The sequence below is a fragment of the Paenibacillus apis genome (genome assembly GCF_018333295.1).
GTDB classification, from domain to species: domain Bacteria; phylum Bacillota; class Bacilli; order Paenibacillales; family Paenibacillaceae; genus Fontibacillus; species Fontibacillus antibioticophila.
The window spans coordinates 38,219-56,125 of record NZ_BORS01000016.1 but is presented as its reverse complement, the minus strand read 5'-3'; the positions used below and the strand labels follow the sequence as shown (position 1 = coordinate 56,125).

General features: G+C 51.7%; 16 protein-coding genes. 14 read left to right on the top strand and 2 right to left on the bottom strand.

What is annotated here, in order from left to right:
- Window positions 1-93 precede the first annotated feature (93 nt).
- The 6 genes from KI362_RS20325 to KI362_RS20300 are packed head-to-tail and all read left to right on the top strand — an operon-like array spanning window position 94 to window position 6,654.
- Window positions 94-957, top strand: a complete 864-nt coding sequence (locus KI362_RS20325; RefSeq protein ID WP_301630026.1) for an ABC transporter permease — start codon at window positions 94-96, stop codon at window positions 955-957.
- Between the two features lie 49 nt (window positions 958-1,006).
- The gene (locus KI362_RS20320) at window positions 1,007-1,900 is read left to right on the top strand and encodes a carbohydrate ABC transporter permease (RefSeq protein ID WP_301629951.1); all 894 of its coding nucleotides are present in this window, start codon (window positions 1,007-1,009) and stop codon (window positions 1,898-1,900) included.
- A 25-nt stretch (window positions 1,901-1,925) separates the two neighbouring features.
- Complete coding sequence (locus tag KI362_RS20315) at window positions 1,926-3,572, top strand: extracellular solute-binding protein (RefSeq protein ID WP_301629949.1); 1,647 nt, start codon at window positions 1,926-1,928, stop codon at window positions 3,570-3,572.
- 12 nt (window positions 3,573-3,584) lie between these two features.
- Entirely contained in the window at window positions 3,585-4,562 is a 978-nt protein-coding gene (locus tag KI362_RS20310; RefSeq protein WP_301629948.1) for an N-acetylglucosamine kinase, read from the top strand.
- Entirely contained in the window at window positions 4,559-5,869 is a 1,311-nt protein-coding gene (locus tag KI362_RS20305; RefSeq protein ID WP_301629946.1) for a 6-phospho-beta-glucosidase, read from the top strand. The genes KI362_RS20310 and KI362_RS20305 overlap by 4 nt, the downstream gene beginning before the upstream one ends.
- Before the next feature lie 14 nt (window positions 5,870-5,883).
- On the top strand, window positions 5,884-6,654 hold the full coding sequence (locus tag KI362_RS20300; RefSeq protein WP_301629944.1) for a glycoside hydrolase family 16 protein: 771 nt from the start codon (window positions 5,884-5,886) through the stop codon (window positions 6,652-6,654).
- 151 nt (window positions 6,655-6,805) lie between these two features.
- On the opposite strand, the gene acnA is transcribed toward KI362_RS20300, so the two are convergent.
- On the bottom strand, window positions 6,806-9,529 hold the full coding sequence (gene acnA, locus KI362_RS20295; protein ID WP_301629942.1) for an aconitate hydratase AcnA: 2,724 nt from the start codon (window positions 9,527-9,529) through the stop codon (window positions 6,806-6,808).
- 221 nt (window positions 9,530-9,750) lie between these two features.
- Between acnA and KI362_RS20290 the strand changes: the two genes are divergently transcribed.
- The 8 genes from KI362_RS20290 to KI362_RS20255 all read left to right on the top strand — a co-directional run bounded on the left by KI362_RS20290 (window position 9,751) and on the right by KI362_RS20255 (window position 16,754).
- Entirely contained in the window at window positions 9,751-10,737 is a 987-nt protein-coding gene (locus KI362_RS20290; protein ID WP_301629940.1) for an amidase domain-containing protein, read from the top strand.
- Window positions 10,738-10,803: 66 nt separating this feature from the next.
- Window positions 10,804-11,898, top strand: a complete 1,095-nt coding sequence (locus KI362_RS20285) for a D-alanine--D-alanine ligase (RefSeq protein ID WP_301629938.1) — start codon at window positions 10,804-10,806, stop codon at window positions 11,896-11,898.
- A 22-nt stretch (window positions 11,899-11,920) separates the two neighbouring features.
- A complete protein-coding gene (locus tag KI362_RS20280; RefSeq protein WP_044480157.1) occupies window positions 11,921-12,244 on the top strand; it encodes a hypothetical protein in 324 nt (107 codons plus the stop codon).
- The gene (gene uvsE, locus KI362_RS20275; protein ID WP_301629935.1) at window positions 12,241-13,242 is read left to right on the top strand and encodes a UV DNA damage repair endonuclease UvsE; all 1,002 of its coding nucleotides are present in this window, start codon (window positions 12,241-12,243) and stop codon (window positions 13,240-13,242) included. The genes KI362_RS20280 and uvsE overlap by 4 nt, the downstream gene beginning before the upstream one ends.
- Window positions 13,243-13,402: 160 nt before the next feature.
- Complete coding sequence (gene fabI, locus KI362_RS20270; protein ID WP_301629933.1) at window positions 13,403-14,173, top strand: enoyl-ACP reductase FabI; 771 nt, start codon at window positions 13,403-13,405, stop codon at window positions 14,171-14,173.
- Window positions 14,174-14,219: 46 nt separating this feature from the next.
- Window positions 14,220-15,077 (top strand): inositol monophosphatase family protein, encoded by an 858-nt coding sequence (locus KI362_RS20265; RefSeq protein ID WP_301629931.1) that lies wholly within the window; start codon window positions 14,220-14,222, stop codon window positions 15,075-15,077.
- A gap of 24 nt (window positions 15,078-15,101) precedes the next feature.
- A complete protein-coding gene (locus KI362_RS20260; protein WP_044480150.1) occupies window positions 15,102-15,365 on the top strand; it encodes a hypothetical protein in 264 nt (87 codons plus the stop codon).
- Between the two features lie 93 nt (window positions 15,366-15,458).
- Complete coding sequence (locus tag KI362_RS20255) at window positions 15,459-16,754, top strand: stalk domain-containing protein (protein WP_301629928.1); 1,296 nt, start codon at window positions 15,459-15,461, stop codon at window positions 16,752-16,754.
- Window positions 16,755-16,891: 137 nt separating this feature from the next.
- On the opposite strand, the gene KI362_RS20250 is transcribed toward KI362_RS20255, so the two are convergent.
- Window positions 16,892-17,665, bottom strand: coding sequence for a methyltransferase domain-containing protein (locus tag KI362_RS20250; protein ID WP_301629926.1), 774 nt, complete (start codon window positions 17,663-17,665; stop codon window positions 16,892-16,894).
- Window positions 17,666-17,907 lie beyond the last annotated feature (242 nt).

The window sequence follows — 17,907 nt, the reverse complement described above, 5'->3', positions numbered from 1 at the left end:
ATACACAAAGAGCAAAAAGCTTTGAAACGGCTCGGCCGGGGCCGTAATCCCAAGTTGGCGGAGAATTTCCTTAGACAGTGGGATGTTCAGCTAATGGTCTTGCCGGCACTGCTGTTCATCCTGGTATTCAGCTATATCCCCATGTACGGAGTACTGATGGCTTTTCAGGATTACAACATTTTTACGGGCTTCATGTCAAGTCCGTGGGTGGGCTTCAAGCATTTCGAAAGATTCTTTCATGCTCCTGAGTTCTGGAGTGTGATTCGCAACACGGTGGTCATCAGTTTGCTCAAGCTGTTTATCGGATTTCCGGCCCCGATCCTGCTCGCGTTGATGCTGAACGAGGTGCATAACCGAGTGTTCAAACGAACCATTCAGACAATCAGTTATTTACCACATTTTATTTCCTGGGTTATTGTTTCCGGCTTTGTTACCTCGTTGCTGTCAACGGATAATGGAAGCTTCAATATTTTGTTGCAGCAGCTTAACCTGATTGACGAGCCTATCAATTTCTTATCCGTTCCGGAGTATTTCTGGACCATTCTTGTGACGACAGGGGTATGGAAGGAGATTGGCTTCTCTTCCATCGTGTATCTGGCCGCGATTGCCGGCATAGATCCTCAACTGTATGAAGCGGGAGCGATGGATGGAGCCAGCCGGCTGCGGCAAATGTTCTCTATTACGCTGCCTTCCATCTTACCGGTCATTATCATTTTTCTCATTCTGAACATTGGCAATTTGCTGAATGCGGGCTTTGAGGACATCCTGCTGCTGGGCGCCAATCCGGTGTTGCGGGATGTTGCGGATGTAATTGACACTTATGTGTATCGCGTAGGGATTCAGAACAACAGATATTCTTATGCCACGGCTGTCGGATTGTTTAAGGGAGTGCTTAGTGTGGCGCTGCTGGCCGGGGCTAACTATGCAGCCCGCCGGTCGGGGAACAGCCTATGGTAGCCGCCGTTTATCCTGACAAGCACGCCAATCGGAAGAGAGGGAAGACGCAATGAAGCTGACTCAGGGCGACAAGACGCTGTCCGCGGTCATTTATATTCTACTGTTCTTGCTGGGGTTTGCCGCTTTTTATCCCTTCTGGAATGCTGCTGTAATCTCCTTCAATAGCGGGAATGACACGATGCGAGGAGGCATCACCTTCTGGCCCAGGGAGCTTACCTTGGAGAACTATGCAGTGGTATTCAAGGACGACCGGCTGCTGGGCGGCTTTGGCGTATCTGTGTTAAGAACGGTGGTAGGAACCTTTCTGTCGATTCTGGCTACAGCTATTTTTGCCTATGGGATGACCAAAACCTGGTTGATTGGACGCAAGCTCTATATGGTGGTGTGCATCGTCACTATGTTCTTTAGCGGCGGACTCATTCCTACGTACCTGCTGATTCGTGAACTGCAATTGATTGATACGTTTTGGGTCATGATCGTGCCGGGACTGATCAGTGTGTGGAATATGATTATATTCCGTACGTTCTTCAAAGGCATGCCAGCCGGTCTGGACGAATCAGCCCGCATCGATGGTTGCTCCAACTGGGGGGTGCTGTTCCGGATTATCTTGCCGCTGTCCGGACCCGTGCTGGCGACGTTGGCCTTGTTCACAGCGGTGTATCACTGGAATGACTGGTTTGCCCCTAGCATTTATATCTCCAACGTTGATTTGCTGCCAATACAAACGAAGCTACAGCAGATATTGAATTCGAACATCATGCTGGAGCAGATGTCGCAGATGGACTCAGCCGCTGCCAGCCATTTGAACCGGATGAAGACAGTAACCACCAAGTCGTTGTCCATGGCAACGATGATGGTCGCGACAGTACCCATTTTGTGCGTGTATCCGTTTGTTCAGAAGTATTTTGTGAAGGGCGTTATGATCGGGTCTTTGAAGGAATAGTTCCGCAAATGAGGGGGAGTCTTGTATGAAGCATCGGATCCATTGGAAAATCACGAAAAGGCTGGTGCTGCCAGCCATGTTGGCCGCCGTGCTGGCGTTGACCGCTTGCTCGGGCGGAGGCGGAGGAGCAGACAACAAAGCTAATGAAGGGTCGCCGCAAGGCGGAGGAGAAGCTGCGGGAGAATCGGGGCCGCTCACCTTCACCTTCTATGGTCACTATGATTGGTATACGATGCCCAACTGGGGAGAGGACCTGTCCACCAAGTGGATTAAAGAGAACAAACAAGTCACGGTGGAGCCTATCAGTTCCGGCGGTAATGCGAAGCAGAAGCTGAGCACCATGATTGTGTCCGGAGAACTGCCGGATGTGATCTGGATGGAACGGGGAGCGGATGTGGAGAAGCTGCGCTCGGCGGGCATGCTGGTTCCTTTTGATGACTATTTGGAGAAGTACCCCAATTTGAAGAAATGGGCCGGGGACTCGACGCTTGATATGCTCCGGTCACCGGACGGGAAGCTCTACCAGTTCCCTAACTGGTATACGACGCAGCCTAACGGCAATGCAGGGTATCTGGTCAATAAGAAGATCTACAACGAGCTTGGCGCCCCGCCTTTGGAGACCACCGATGATCTCTATGCTTATCTGAAGCAGGTGAAGGCCAATTATCCGGGTGTCGTACCTTTGGAAGTGGGCCAGGGAGGTTCCGGTATAGAGATACTAACCTCGGCGTTTGGCGAGAACTATCCTTATACCTTTACCGCTATGAAGGGTGTCCCTTCGGGGAATCAATTGAATTCGCTTTTTACTGACCCCGTGTTCAGAGAAGGCATCGGATATGCGAATAAGCTGTACCGTGAAGGCTTGATTTCGCAGGATGCATTCACACAAAAGCTGGAGCAGGTCGAGCAGAAGGTGCGGAATGGACAAATCGCGGTGTATGTAGCCTCAAGTCCAACAGAGTATGGGGCTATCGGCAATGCCCTGCTGTCCGCAGAAGATCCGGAGGCCGGCTATATCATGGTATGGCCTATCCATAAGGCAGGGCTGGATAAGAACAAAATTTATCCCGGCGATTACAAGCAACAGGGCTGGAACGTTAATGTGATTACCCGCTCCGCCAAGAACCCGGAAGCAATCTTCGCCTTCCTCGATTGGATGACGGGTCCTGAGGGACAACGAATCATCATGTGGGGACCGGAGGGTTTGTATTGGGACGGCGTGGATGAAGAAGATGCTCCTAAGTTCACGGAGAAGTTCACTTCAGATCCGAAAGGCCGCGATGAATTGATGAATGCTACGGTCAACTTTCAATGGGTGGGCAATACCGTATACGTGGATAATTCAAAGATGAAGTTTGAATCCACACTTCCTCCAGAAAAGCAGAACTGGGAATCAAGATGGCAATCGGAAATTACTTGGAAGACACAATATAACACGACGGAATTTACCAATCTGGATCCGGCGGGGGACAGTGAGGAAGGAATTGTGGCTCAAAGTGTGCTTGATATCTATACCAAGGCCCTGGCCTCGGCCGTTATGAATGCGAAGTCTGAGGAAGAGGTGGCTGCGACGCTCGATAAGGCTGAAGCGGACGCACAGCAGGCGGGATATGCCAAATTGCTGAAATATAAGACAGAGAGATGGCAGGAGAACTTAAGTAAGCTGAAATAGGAGAGAACAGCGTTGAACTACTATTTGGGAATAGACGGCGGCGGAAGCAAAACCTTGGCCGTCGTCACCGATGAACAGGGCACAATTATGGGGCGCGGGCTGAGCGGGTGCGGCAATCACCAGGTTCAGGCGGAGCTGGCACGACACAGTATTCAACAGGCGACAGACGAAGCTATCAAACAAGCAGGTATTACTCGTAATCAGCTTAGCTATGCCATGTTTGGCCTGGCTGGTGCCGACCGGGAGGCAGATTTTCGGGTGCTGAGACCGATGATTGCAGATATGCAATTTCCACAGCATGGCATCGTATGCGATACAGAGATCGGCTTGCGGGCAGGCACACGGCAAGCGGATGGCGTTGTCCTGGTTTGCGGCAGCGGCACCAACTGCTATGGAATGAACAAGCAGGGTGAATCCCTGCAGGTTGGAGGCTTTGGATACATGTTCGGTGACTTCGGCGGTGGCAGCGAGCTGGCGGTGGAGGTATTCCGCACGGTAATTCGCGCTTGGGAGGGGAGGGAGAACTCGACCCTCCTCACCGAAGCCGTTCTGCAAACGCTGGAGTATCCCTCGGTGGAGCGTTTGTTCCATAATTATCTCGACCGTGGCGCAAAGGCTCCGAGACATCTAACCAAGCTGTTGTTCCAGGTGGCAGAGCAAGATGAAGCAGCGAGGGCGATTCTTCAGCGGCAAGGCCGCGAGCTTGGCAAGACTGCAGCCGCCGTTATTCGCAGGCTGGGCATGATGCAGGATCACTTCGACCTTGTTCTGGTTGGTAGCGTACTGACCCGAAGCGATCACAGATTCATCACACCTCAGATCGAGGAGATGATCAAGCCGTTAGCTCCCGGGTGCCGCTTGCGGCGGTTAACGATGGAACCGGTGGCGGGTGCTATTCTGCTAGCTATGGAGAAGTCCGAGCATCCCGTGGAGGATGGGGTGTATGACCGACTAAATGAAGGGTTGTCAGTAAAGGAGGAGCAAGCATGAAGCGGGAACTGAAGATCGCAGTCATCGGAGGAGGCTCGTCGTATACACCCGAGCTAATTGAAGGCTTCATTCAAAATTATGAGACTTTGCCGGTCAGCGAAATTGTACTTGTGGATATTCCGGAAGGAGCGCACAAGCTGAAGATCGTTGGGCAGCTGGCGGGGCGTATGATTGCAGCATCAGGACTGCCCATTAAGCTGGAGATGACAATGGATCGACGCTCTGCACTGATCGGAGCGACATTCGTCACCACCCAGATGCGGGTGGGGCTGCTGCAAGCACGGGCCTGGGATGAGACAATTCCGTTGAAATACGGCATGATCGGTCAGGAGACAACGGGACCAGGCGGGATGATGAAGGCTTTGCGGACGATCCCTGTGCTTCTGGATATCTGCAAAGACATAGAAGAGCTCTGCCCGGATGCCTGGATGCTTAACTTCACGAATCCGGCGGGGATGGTGACCGAGGCGATTCAGAAGTATTCCCGTGTTCGTTCCATCGGCCTGTGCAATTCACCGATTGCGGCCTATAAATGGCTGTCCTCCTTGTACGAAGTACCAATTGAGCGTATCCACTGCGAGTTTGTGGGTCTTAATCACCTGCATTGGATCAGTCAGATTACTATTGATGGCAAGTCCAAGCTGGCGGAGCTGCTGGCCAACAAGGAAGGGTACTCCGCGCGCAATGTTCCGCAGTTTGCCTGGAACGGCACTTTGCTCCAATCCCTGAAGGCTATTCCATCTTACTATCTGAAGTATTTCTATTTGCAGCGAGAAATGCTGGAGGAACAGCAGCAGGCAGCCTCCCGTGGGGAGACGCGCGCCGAGACGGTTCAACATCTGGAGGATGAATTGTTCGAGATCTATAAGGACCCTGAGTTGAAGGAAAAGCCAAAACAATTGGAGCAGCGGGGAGGAGCCTACTACTCTGAGGCTGCTGTAAAATTAATGAATTCTCTGTACAATAATTCCAGGGACATCCAGACACTGAATGTCGCTAATGGAAATACCTTGGATTTTCTCCCGAAGGATGCCTTTATTGAGGTGAATTGCCAAGTAACGAGTGAGGGGCCTCTGGTTCAGCCGGTCCAGGTTGTTCCAGAAGCGGCAAAGGGGTTGATTCGATCTGTAAAAACCTATGAGCAATTGGCTATCGAAGCGGCCGTTACCGGGGACCGGGGAATGGCACTACTGGCTTTGACACATCATCCGTTGACCTATTCCGTAAATGATGTTGAGAGAATGCTGGATGAAATGCTGGAGCAGAACCGGCGTTATCTCCCGCAGTTTTTCGCCAGAATCCATTAGGAGGGATAATTAAGATGAAGAAGATGATGTCCAAGAAGATTCGCGGTATGTTGAGTGCAATGATGCTAGGCGTAAGCTTGCTATTGGTCATTCCTGCTTCGGCGGCAACCGGGTTCACAGAAAATTTGAATGCCTTTGATTCCAGTAAGTTCTATCGTTCAGACTGGTCGAACGGCTCGGACTTTGGCGTACGCTGGAAGCCGGGCAACATTGAGTTTAACAATGGAATTATGGCCCTTCGTCTTGATAATGCAGGGTGTCCCTCTACCTGTGACGGCAAGCCCTTTGCCTCCGGGGAATATGTTGCCCAGGAACGCTACGGTTATGGACGTGTTGAAGCGCGGATGAAAGTAGCGAAGGGAACAGGACTTGTAACTTCCTTATTTACTTACTACAATCCTAGTCCAGATCCTAATATCTCGTTGGCCCATGAAATTGATATTGAGATTCTTGGCAAGGATACGACGAAACTGGAAACGAACTATTTCACGGACGGTGTTGGCGGACACAGCACAATTATTGATCTTGGGTTTGATGCTTCCCTTGATTTCCATGATTATGCCTTTGAGTGGTCGCCAAGCTACATTAAATGGTATGTGGACGGACAGCTGGTCCATACGGAAAATGGCTCTCGCGGGCCGCTACCTTCCCTTCCTGGACGTATCATGGTGAACATGTGGGCGGGAGCAAATGCTGCAGAGCAATACTGGACAGGTAAATTTATTTATCCGGGTTCCCCGGTGCGGGCGTATTATGACTGGATCAAGTTCACACCGGCCAGCTAGGATGCAGATCCACTCCCTGAATCGAACGCTGATTCGAAAGATGACTTTCTGAATAGCCTCTTAGAGGTAAATTAAAGCCTCCTCTTTTGGTGACAGGTGAGTACACCGTTTACCAAAGAGGAGGCTTTCTTTGTTGCAGCTTTACTTTTAACTATTGTGAGTTGCTGTCTTTAATCATTTGGCGAAGCACCGTTTGGAGAATACCGCCGTTATGGTAGTAATCTACATCAACCATGCTGTCGAGGCGGGCCGTGACATGGAACTCAAATTGCGTTCCGTTCAGGCGGGTAGCGATAACCGTAAGCTGCTGTCCCGGCTTGACTTCGTTGGACAACCCTACGATATCGAACGTTTCTGTTCCATCGATTCCAAGCGTCTGCCAGCCGTGTCCTTCCTGGAATTGAAGGGGAAGGACGCCCATGCCGACCAGGTTGCTGCGGTGGATCCGTTCGAAGCTTTCGGCAATGACAGCTTTTACGCCCAGCAGGAAGGTTCCCTTGGCTGCCCAGTCTCTGGAGCTGCCTGTTCCATATTCTTTGCCGGCGATGACGATCAGGTTCTGACCGTCGGCCTGATAATTCATCGAAGCATCATAGATCGACATCAGCGTGTCGGTCGGCAAATGCTTCGTGACGCCGCCTTCGGTTCCCGGAGCAACCTGATTCCGAATACGGATATTGGCGAAGGTTCCGCGCATCATGACCTCATGGTTCCCGCGGCGGGAGCCATAGGAGTTAAAGTCTTTGCGAGCTACGCCGCGGTCGCTCAAGTACACTCCGGCCGGGCTTGTCGGCGAAATGTTGCCGGCAGGCGAGATATGGTCGGTTGTAACCGAGTCTCCCAACAAGGCAAGCACACGCGCCTGGCGAACATCTGCAATGTCCTGAAGCCCGTCGCTGATCTGCTCGAAGAAAGGCGGGTTTTGAATATAGGTAGACTTTTCATCCCATTCATACAGCTCGCCTTCCGGCACCGGAATGGAATTCCAACGTTCATTTTGTGTAAATACGTTCTCGTACTTGGAGCGGAACATTTCCGGGCTGACAGACAGGCCGATAGCATCCTTGATCTCCTTGGATGAAGGCCAGATGTCCTTCAAGAATACGGGTTGATCATTCTGGTCATAGCCCAGAGGGTCATTTTGCAGATCAATGTTCACCGTACCTGCAAGGGCATAAGCTACGACGAGAGGAGGAGATGCGAGATAGTTCGCCTTCACTTGAGCATGCACGCGGCCCTCGAAGTTACGGTTACCCGAAAGCACGGCAGCAACGGTCATATCGTTCTCCGCGATTGCTGCGCTGACTTCGTCAGGCAAAGGACCGGAGTTGCCGATACAAGTGGCGCAGCCGTAACCAGCCACATGGAAGCCCAGCGCTTCAAGCGACTCGATCAGCCCGGCTTTCTCCAGATATTCGGTAACAACAAGCGAACCAGGCGTCAAGCTGCTCTTCACATAGCCCGGCTTCTTCAAGCCGCGTTCTACAGCCTTTTTCGCCAGAAGCCCTGCGCCGATCATCACGCTTGGATTCGAGGTGTTCGTACAGCTCGTAATCGCGGCGATAACTACCGCACCTGTCGTCAGTTCGCTGGCAGCTCCGTTCGGATGCTTGACGGTAACCTTCTGCTCGATTTTCTCATCGCTCAGACCATATCCGCCCTTATCTACCGGCGTACGGATAATACTGTTGAAGCTATCCTTCATCTCGGTCAGCTCGATCCGGTCTTGCGGACGCTTCGGTCCGGCAAGGCTCGGCACAACGGAAGCGAGGTCAAGCTCAATCAGATCGCTGAACAGCGGGTCTGGTGTATCGCTTGTGCGGAACATGCCTTGCGCTTTATAGTAAGCTTCCACAAGGGCAATTTGCTCTTCCGAGCGTCCAGTGCTGCGAAGATAAGCAAGCGTCTCTTGGTCAACGGGGAAATAACCGATCGTCGCGCCATACTCTGGCGCCATGTTGGCTACGGTTGCCCGGTCGGCCAGACTGATATTGGCAAGACCAGGTCCATAGAACTCGACGAACTTACCGACAACGCCTTTTTTACGCAGCATTTGTGTGACCGTCAGCGCCAGATCCGTTGCGGTCGCACCCTCTGACAAGCTGCCGGTCAGCTTGAAGCCGATAACCTCAGGCGCAACAAAATAAAGCGGCTGGCCCAGCATTCCTGCCTCGGCCTCGATACCGCCAACGCCCCAGCCTACCACGCCAAGGCCGTTGATCATCGTCGTATGGGAGTCCGTACCTACCAAGGAATCCGGGAATACGACAGTCTCGTCGCCGATCCGCTTGGTTGCGGCAACAGAGGCGAGATACTCCAGGTTCACCTGGTGAACGATCCCGGTGGCAGGAGGAACGGCACGGAAATTGTTGAAAGCCGTCTGCGCCCAACGGAGGAAGCGATAACGCTCTTCATTGCGTTCGAACTCTACCTTCATATTATATTCAAGTGCTTCAGGTGTACCAAAAGCGTCCACCATGACCGAGTGGTCGATAACAAGGTCGACCGGAACGAGCGGATTAATCTGCTTGGGATCCCCGCCGGCCTTCTTCACGGTGTCACGCATCGCAGCAAGGTCAACAACTACGGGCACGCCTGTAAAATCCTGCAGCACGATCCGTGCCGGGATGAAAGGGATCTCCTTGTTGTCGTCTCTTCCTTCGCTCCATCCAGCGATTTGCTTCACATGTTCTTCCGTAATAGCTCTTCCGTCATATTGGCGCACAGCAGCTTCCAGCAGTACTTTAATGGAAAAAGGAAGCTTGCTGACCGGGCCAAGTCCCTGCTCTTCTAATGTGTTCAGATCATAATAGCGGTAGCTTTTTCCGCCGATCTCCAGCTTGCGGCTGCTGGAGAAAAAATCTTGATTGGACATGAAACGAACCTCCTTGTTTCACTGTGTGAAACATGATTTCAAAAAACTCATTAAATTAAGTATACCTGTCGCCAGACGGCTAGTAAAGTGTTTTTTGCCTTAGAATATGCTGTGTTCAGTCTCTCCAAACATACTTGCCGGCCCTGTTTCATATATTAGTTGCAATGGACTTCATGAACGGTGCATCAGGCTCCAGTTTTATTATAAAGGAGGTCAGGACGATGGCAGAGAATTGGATGAGGGCGTTGTCTCAGTATGTGAACCAGCAAAATCAGGACGAAATTGACTTCGGGAGCCGCGTAGAGGAAGGGATCGTTACGGATCTGGATTACTTGCTTAGGCTGGGAGAACGAAAGCGCAGGCTGGCGGATTGGTATGGCGAACGTAAAGCCGTTCCTCTTCGCTGTGAGACGAGAGCAAAGCTGCTCCGTGAGATTGAACATAGAGAGGGAGAAGTAGAGGTTGAACTCCAACTGTTAAGAAAAACCGATTATGAGCGTGGAGGGGTGCAGCATCGGGAGGAAGTGATCCATAAGCAGCGCCTGACGCTTCAACACGAAGATGGCGATTGGATGGTGGCACGAGTGCTTCAGCCCATTCCGGAGCGGAGCTCTCCCCGAAATTCCGACGCCGCCGTGGAGTCGGCCAAGTCCGGTGCCGGGGCCAAGCCTTATTTAAACCGGGAGCTGTTGAAAAGCGGCTTCCGCAGCACCCCTTACCGGAGACAGGATGCCGTATTGTATGCAGATCGCTGGTGGGACGACTTTAATCCGCAATTCGCCGCATTTGAGGTTGATTGCACCAACTATATCTCCCAGTGCCTCTTTGCAGGTGGAGCGCCAATAAATTATACTGGAAAAAGAGATTCAGGCTGGTGGTACAAAGGTTATGTCGGCGGGAAGGAAGCCTGGAGCTACAGTTGGGCAGTCTCCAATGCACTGGAACGTTATTTGAGCGGCAAATCCGGTTTAGCCGAGCCTGTTGATAGGCCGGAACAGCTTGAACTTGGCGACGTCATCATCTACGACTGGGATGGCAATGGCGCTTTTCAGCACAGCACAATTGTAACGGCTTTTGATGCCGGCGGAATGCCGCTGGTGAATGCTCATACTGTACCAAGTAAGCATCGGTACTGGGATTACCGGGATTCCTATGCATGGAGCGACAACACGGTATATCGCTTTTTCCATATTGTTGACCGGTTCTGAGCAGGATAAAAGAGCGGCGTAAGCCGTTTTTTTCTTAATCTTTAAATTGATGAAAAGAGGTTGCGCATGGGACAGGAAAAATTGACGGTAGGTTTGATTTACGGCGGGAAGTCGGGGGAACACGAGGTATCGCTGCAGACCGCCTTTGCGGTGTCCAAAGCTTTTGATTACGATAAATACGAGATTATTCCTTTCTATATTACCAAGCAAGGAACCTGGAAAGTGGGTCAGACAATGACAGCCCCTTTCCGAGCCCTTGATCAACTGGAGCTTGATAACGGGGCGGACGATACAGGAGCCGCGGTTCAGATGCTTTTCCAAGGCTTGACCTCCGGGGAGCGGGCAATCGATATAGCCTTCCCCTTGCTCCATGGGACGAATGGAGAAGACGGAACGATTCAAGGCCTGTTCGAAATGGCCAATTTGCCTTATGTCGGAGCAGGCGTATTAGCCTCGGCAGCTGGGATGGACAAGGTCATCATGAAGAAGCTGTTTGCCGAAGCGGGTCTCGAGCAATGTAAATACTGCTATTTCACCGCTTCGGAATGGGAGAGCAGACAAGAGGTTCTTGTACATGGAATCGAAGAGAAGCTGGGGTATCCTTGCTTCGTTAAGCCGGCCAATCTGGGATCCAGCGTCGGCATCTCCAAAGCCAAGACCCGGGATGAGCTTGTTCAAGCGATTACGTTCGCACTTCGCTACGATGTGAAGGTTATTGTGGAGGAATTCGTGGATGCCCGCGAGGTTGAAGTCGGAATCCTGGGCAACGACGAACCGCTTGCTTCCGTTCCGGGAGAGATTGTCTCCTCCAGTGAATACTATGATTATTCAGCCAAGTACTCCGACGGCAAGTCACAGATGATTATTCCGGCGCAAATCGACACGGAACTGGCTGACCGGATTCGCGAGGTGGGCGTTCAGGCCTTTAAAGCCATCGCAGGCAATGGCTTGTGCCGGGCGGACTTTTTTGTGAAGAAATCCGACAACACCATCTGGATCAATGAAGTGAACACCATGCCAGGCTTTACGCCGTACAGCATGTATCCGCTCTTGTGGCGCGAAACTGGCGTGTCCTATGAAGCGCTTTTGGACCGATTGATCGGGCTTGGACTCGAGCGGTTTGAAGCAAAGCAGAACCTTAACTTTGAGAACGGCATCTAATTCTGGAAAGGCGGATGAGCTTATGGGCTTTCAAACAGAATTCAATTCAGTATGTAAATTCAAAAATGAGCAAGAGCTGTACGAGCTTCTTGAGTATGGACGCGGTAAAATGCTCAAAACCGGGCTGCGCGTATTTCCCACCGGCCAGAAGGTCATTGCTTATACGCCGGAAAACAAGGCGGTAGCTATCGTCAAAATAACTGCCAGTGTGGCGGAGATTAACTTCAATGGAGAGGAAGTTACCTCGGTGGAGCTGCAGCTTGTCCGGCTGCTGACCGAGGAAGAGTCCAAAATTCAGACCGATCTTGCTTATGAAATGTTCTTTGGAGACGCGGAGGGCAAATGATCGTCCGATTCGGCTATGTCGCGATGTCGACGGTCGTAGAGAAGGCATCGCCATCAAGAACAATGACTTACAAGACCTTTAGCGGTCTGCTCGACCGTGAGGCAGCGATTCGCCGATTGGAGGCCCTTGGGGCAGAGAATCTTCATAATACGCTCAGGCTGCTGCGTCATAATGCGGCGAGCGATATTAAGGTGTACCGCTTCTCCTCGAAGCTGATTCCGCTGGCCACGCATAGCGCGCTTGCGGATTGGAATCCTTATGCTGCCCTCCGGGAGCCTTTTGCACAGATCGGGGATTTCGTTCGCAAGCATGAAATGAGGGTGTCATTTCATCCGGATCATTTTACCGTATTCAGTACGCCGCGTCCGGAGGTGCTTCAGAGTTCGATCCGGGATCTGGGCTATCACATCTCGATGCTGGAAGCGATGGGGCTGGATGGCAGGTCCAAGAATAATATCCATGTGGGCGGTGCTTATGGAGACAAGCGCTCGGCGGCAGAACGCTTCATTAGCCATGTATCGGATCTCCCTGAGAGCTGCCGTAAACGGCTGACATTGGAGAACGACGATAAAACCTTTAATGCTCGGGAAACGCTGGAAATTTGCGAGGTGCTGGGGCTTCCGATGGTGCTGGATATCCATCATCAATGGGTGAACAATGAAGGAGAGCTGCCGTCAGAGCTGTGGCCCCGGATTTTAAAGACCTGGTCCGGTCCGCTCGCTCAGGCGGATTCTCCGGAGAATGATCCGCTGCCGCCCAAGATTCATGCGTCGAGTCCGAAGAGTGCGAGTGACCCGCGCGGCCACGCTGATCATGTGATAGCCGCTCCTTTGCTTGAATTTCTTCGCAGTATTGCCGGCATGACGGAGCGAATGGATGTAATGCTTGAGGCCAAGCTGAAGGATGGTGCGCTGTTTGCGCTTATGGAGGATTTGGCCCGTTACCAGGGGGACGGCGTGCGCATTCTGGATCAGGCTTCAGTGGAGATCATGCCTTAAGTTGAATTGAAAAGGCGACGCAGAAAAGGCATAAGTGTGCAGTGTACTGTAGTATTTACTTGCGGCAGGGTTGATATTTCAGGATAATTAAGGTAAGTTGAACAAAACGTAGCAGGGTGCTGTGATGCATCCTCTAGTATATGAAGGAGGCTATATCTGTATGGGAGATTTGTTGAACGGTAAAAATGTAGTTGTCATGGGCGTTGCCAATGATCGGAGTATCGCCTGGGCGATTGCACAGAGTCTGGCGGCTCAAGGAGCACGTCTTGCCTTTACATATGAGAATGAAAGAGTCGAAGGACGGGTGCGCAAGCTGGCCGAGACGATTCCGGGCTCGCTGCTTGTACCGTGCAACGTGACGGTCGATGAGGATATCGACAAGCTGGCGGAGCTGCTGTCCGCTGAGTTCGGTGTACTCCATGGCTTGGTGCACAGTATCGCATTCGCCAAGGCGGAGGACCTTTCCGGAGAGTTCGTGGATACCTCCCGCGAAGGCTTTGCGCTTGCGCATGATATCAGCGCCTATTCGCTGGTTGCTGTATCTCAGCGCCTGTCGAAGCTGATGACCGAAGGCGGAAGCATCATGACCATGACCTACCTGGGTTCGGAACGTGTCATGCGTAATTATAATGTTATGGGCGTAGCCAAGGCGGCGCTGGAGGCATCCGTCCGGTATCTCGCCAATGACCTGGGACCACGGAATATCCGTGTGAACGCCGTCTCGGCAGGACCGATCCGGACGCTGGCAGCGAAGGGGATCAGCGATTTCAATTCCATTTTGAAGCAGGTTGAAGAGAAGGCTCCGCTTCGGAGAACGACGGAAACTGCTGAGGTCGGAGATACCGCGATGTTCCTGATCAGTCACTTGTCCCGCGGAATTACCGGTGAAGTAATCTATGTAGACGGTGGTTATAATTTTATAGGAGCTTAACCTGTTGTTCCCTTGCTTTAAATTATGATGAAGGTAGTGAATAGCTGTGGAATCAAAACCTGTTACTCCCTATGTGGTAGGCAGTAAAAACCCGCTTGCGGTGGCCATTAATTGCGCCGCCAAAGCCGGGGAATGGATCAAGAGCCGATTGGGAGATATTAAAGCTGTTAATGAAAAATTCTCTCCGCAGGATCTGGTGACTGATGTCGATAAAGGTGCTGAGGCGATGATCCGCAAGCTGATCCTGACGCATTTTCCTTCCCATGACATTTTGGGTGAGGAGGGGGTTGCCCCGGGTGCGGCGGCTTCGGCGGCTGCATGGCAAGAGGCGAGCAGCAGTGAGTTTTTGTGGATCATTGATCCGCTGGACGGAACGACTAACTTCGTGCACGGCTTCCCGTTCTTCTGCGTCTCCATCGCCCTTGCTTTCAAGGGTGAAGTCATTATTGGCGTGATTTATGATCCGATCCGTGATGAGATGTTTGTTGCAGAAAAGGGAAAAGGCTCTTATATGCACGGGCATACTAACCGGGTATCTGCAGACGCACGGCTGGAGGAAAGCATTATTGCTGTGGGCTTTAATCCGGACCGGCAGGCGGCTCCGATTAATCTTAAGGGGATAACGGCGTTATCCGGCAAGGCGCGCAGTCTCCGTGCCGGAGGATCGGCCGCCTTGCATTTGGCTTACGTGGCTGCAGGCCGTCTCGGCGGTTATTATGAGGTGAATCTCAATGCCTGGGATACGGCGGCAGGCGCGTTGATGGTGGCGGAATCGGGAGGCAAGGTGACCGATACAGCCGGGAATCCTTACCATGTCGGCGCAAGAAATCTGATTGTCAGCAACGGCACCATTCATCAGGAACTGATGGAGGTCATTGAGGCTGCCGGTGCAACCGGGAATTAACTGATCAGAAAGGGGTATACAGCCATGCAAGACAGAAAGGATCTTGAGAAAGAGCTTGAAAGAGAGCTTAGCGAGATGCTGTCGGATCAAGTGGTTGATAGCGAGGAAGAACGGCGGAAGAAGGAGCGAAGCCGCCTTGCACCCAAGTATGAAGTAAGGATTCAGACCCAGCTTGATCCGATCGTTGAGGAGACCCTCAAATATCGCAGCATGGGCAAGGAAATCGATGGGCGGTATGATGGTTATTTGAAGAGGGCTGGTGTATCAGACAGGAAGGAAGAGAACTAGACAGCTTAGAAGTGTCATAATTTCACTCTGTTTACGGCGCCCCTTTCGGTTTGAAGGGGTGCTTTTTTATTCTGCAGGAGAGGCGGGGAACTGATGAAGAAGAAATCTAAAGTCCATAGCAAAGGCCGCATGTTGCTGACAGGCATGCTGTCGCTGGCACTGCTGGCTGGCGGAGGCACAGCGTCATTTGCCGAGACAGCAGCAAATGCTGCGGAAGCTGGAAGTCAAACAACAATCAGGCAAGGCAGCCTTCAGACTATCGTGGCCGTTGGAGATTCCATTACTGCGGGATACGAGCCGGGGATGACGGAGGGCTCTGCTGTGTATGGTTATGTAGACCGGATCAAGGAGCAGGCCTTGTTCCATAACAGAACGGAAGTCACGAATTACGGTATCCTCGGACTGACAAGCACCGGACTGCTGAATTACCTCAAAGCTATCCAAGAGGGCAGTGCGGTAACCGCAGACACCATCCAGCCGGGGATATCCGATCCGCGTATCAGCGTCTTTGCATCCGGAATACCGGGAACCAAGACCAAGCTTGCCCAAGCGGACACGATTCTGATCACCATCGGCGGAAATGATGTATCGCAGCTGATTGAGCAATCGAAGAGTCTGAGTGCAGAGCAGTTAGAGACAACGGCAAATGAATTACTTACAGTCTATAAGACAAACATTCAAGAAATTCTCTCCGTTCTGACCGTAATTAATCCCGATGCGCAGATTATCCTGGCAGACCAGTATCAGCCGGTTCCGAAGATTGCCGGAGAGAGCCAGTATGTCATGCTGAGCGAGGTTGCTGCCGGCTTCACGCAGGCGGTCGATGAGGCGGTTGCGGCCCTGGCTCAAGAGGGCAAGTCCGTGAAGGCGGCGCATGTTGCAGAAAGGTTTGTTGGCAAGGAACTGTCCTATACACATATCTTCAATGAAGATGTGCACCCCAACCAATCCGGGTACGAGACAATTGCCAAGGTCATGGCGGAGTCCATCTGGGGCTACTACCGTATAACAGAAGCCCAGAAAGGAAAGACGGAGCTTTCAGTAGTTGTCAGTGGCGCAGAATTGCAGACACCCTATAAGCCGATTGTGAAGAACGGTCAGACCTTTATTGTATTGCGGGACATTACAGATGCAATCGGAGGCACTTCGAAATGGGATTCCAAGAGCAGCACGGCAACTGTTTCGTATAACGGTAGCGAGGTTGTGATTCCGATCGGCGCCAAGACAGTCACTGCAAACGGCATCTCATTAGAGACAGCAAGTCCGGCATTTTTGCAAAAGGCAGGTACTGAACAGAAGACTTATGTTCCTCTAGCGCTACTCGTGAAGGGGCTCGGACTCGATGTGCAGTACAGCAGCAAGATGAAGACGGTATTTATTAACTTATAATCTACAGGTGATTGTGCTATATAATTTGAACTAATGACGTACATTGGAGGCAACGTGTAAAGTATTCTTACAGAACACTTTACACTTATGCCTTTTCAGTGTAGCTTCCAATAGTTCAATTTCTACAGCACTCCACTTTACTGCTGCTTTACTGCTACGATCCGCAAACGCACGTAATCCGCGTACCATTCTCCGTCCCGGAATAACTCCGTTTTCGCCAGCTTCGCTACCTTTTGAAGCACATGGCCTTTTTCGGCCTCCTCAAATCCTGCGAGAAACGGACCGGCGGCAAAGCCATTCAGCCAATGAATTAGGCCATCTTCGCCTGCTCCTAACTTGGTGGGCCGGTCGAAATGCGCCGCATAAGCGATTCGGAATCCAAGCTCTTCAAGCAATACGCTGTATTCTCCCAAGCTGGGAAAATACCAAGGGTTAAGCGATCCGGCGTCTATTCCGTAATCTTGTTCCAGGATCGTCCCCAAGCTTTGGACAATCGCAGCTACATTTCCTTTTCCCCCGAATTCGGCAACGAATCGTCCGCCGGGCTTCAAGGCGTTCCAAACTGAAGAGGCTGCGCTCCGGCCATCCTTCATCCAGTGCAAGGCCGCATTCGAGAACACGGCATCAACCGGACTCTCCAATTCAAAATGCTCGGCATTTCCCACTCTAAAGTTCAGATGGGGATACTTATTCCTTGCCTGATGTATCATCGGTTCTGCCAGATCCATGCCCAGCACTTCCGCGCCGGACTTGGAAATCTCTTGAGTCAGATCCCCGGTACCGCAGCCCAGATCGAGAATCCGTTCGCCTGGCTTGGGGCTAAGCAATTCCACGACACCTTTTCCGTATTCCGCTACATATCCCAGTTTTTCATCATACAATCCGGCCTGCCAAATCTGCTTACCGCTCATCTCCGCTTCCTCCCCGGTCATGTCATGTCTCCATTATGCGGCACAGGCATGAATTGGTGAAATATATAGTTCAAATCATTTTGATAGGTTTCTCCTATAGCTGCCGGATTTAGTTGTCATGTTGCTTTTTTCTACTGCAATCCAGAGAAATCCAACTTCGTATGATCGCACATAAGGTCATTAGAGTTGGACATTGGGCCGGTAAGTCCTCTTGGGCTAATCTGTAGAAGTAAACTGTGTAA

Coding starts and splice junctions, on each gene's coding strand:
- KI362_RS20325 (WP_301630026.1), top strand. CDS start 94: ATGGTCTTGCCGGCACTGCTGTTCATCCTGGTATTCAGCTATATCCCC.
- KI362_RS20320 (WP_301629951.1), top strand. CDS start 1,007: ATGAAGCTGACTCAGGGCGACAAGACGCTGTCCGCGGTCATTTATATT.
- KI362_RS20315 (WP_301629949.1), top strand. CDS start 1,926: ATGAAGCATCGGATCCATTGGAAAATCACGAAAAGGCTGGTGCTGCCA.
- KI362_RS20305 (WP_301629946.1), top strand. CDS start 4,559: ATGAAGCGGGAACTGAAGATCGCAGTCATCGGAGGAGGCTCGTCGTAT.
- KI362_RS20300 (WP_301629944.1), top strand. CDS start 5,884: ATGAAGAAGATGATGTCCAAGAAGATTCGCGGTATGTTGAGTGCAATG.
- acnA (WP_301629942.1), bottom strand. CDS start 9,529: ATGTCCAATCAAGATTTTTTCTCCAGCAGCCGCAAGCTGGAGATCGGC.
- KI362_RS20290 (WP_301629940.1), top strand. CDS start 9,751: ATGGCAGAGAATTGGATGAGGGCGTTGTCTCAGTATGTGAACCAGCAA.
- KI362_RS20285 (WP_301629938.1), top strand. CDS start 10,804: ATGGGACAGGAAAAATTGACGGTAGGTTTGATTTACGGCGGGAAGTCG.
- KI362_RS20280 (WP_044480157.1), top strand. CDS start 11,921: ATGGGCTTTCAAACAGAATTCAATTCAGTATGTAAATTCAAAAATGAG.
- uvsE (WP_301629935.1), top strand. CDS start 12,241: ATGATCGTCCGATTCGGCTATGTCGCGATGTCGACGGTCGTAGAGAAG.
- fabI (WP_301629933.1), top strand. CDS start 13,403: ATGGGAGATTTGTTGAACGGTAAAAATGTAGTTGTCATGGGCGTTGCC.
- KI362_RS20260 (WP_044480150.1), top strand. CDS start 15,102: ATGCAAGACAGAAAGGATCTTGAGAAAGAGCTTGAAAGAGAGCTTAGC.
- KI362_RS20255 (WP_301629928.1), top strand. CDS start 15,459: ATGAAGAAGAAATCTAAAGTCCATAGCAAAGGCCGCATGTTGCTGACA.
- KI362_RS20250 (WP_301629926.1), bottom strand. CDS start 17,665: ATGAGCGGTAAGCAGATTTGGCAGGCCGGATTGTATGATGAAAAACTG.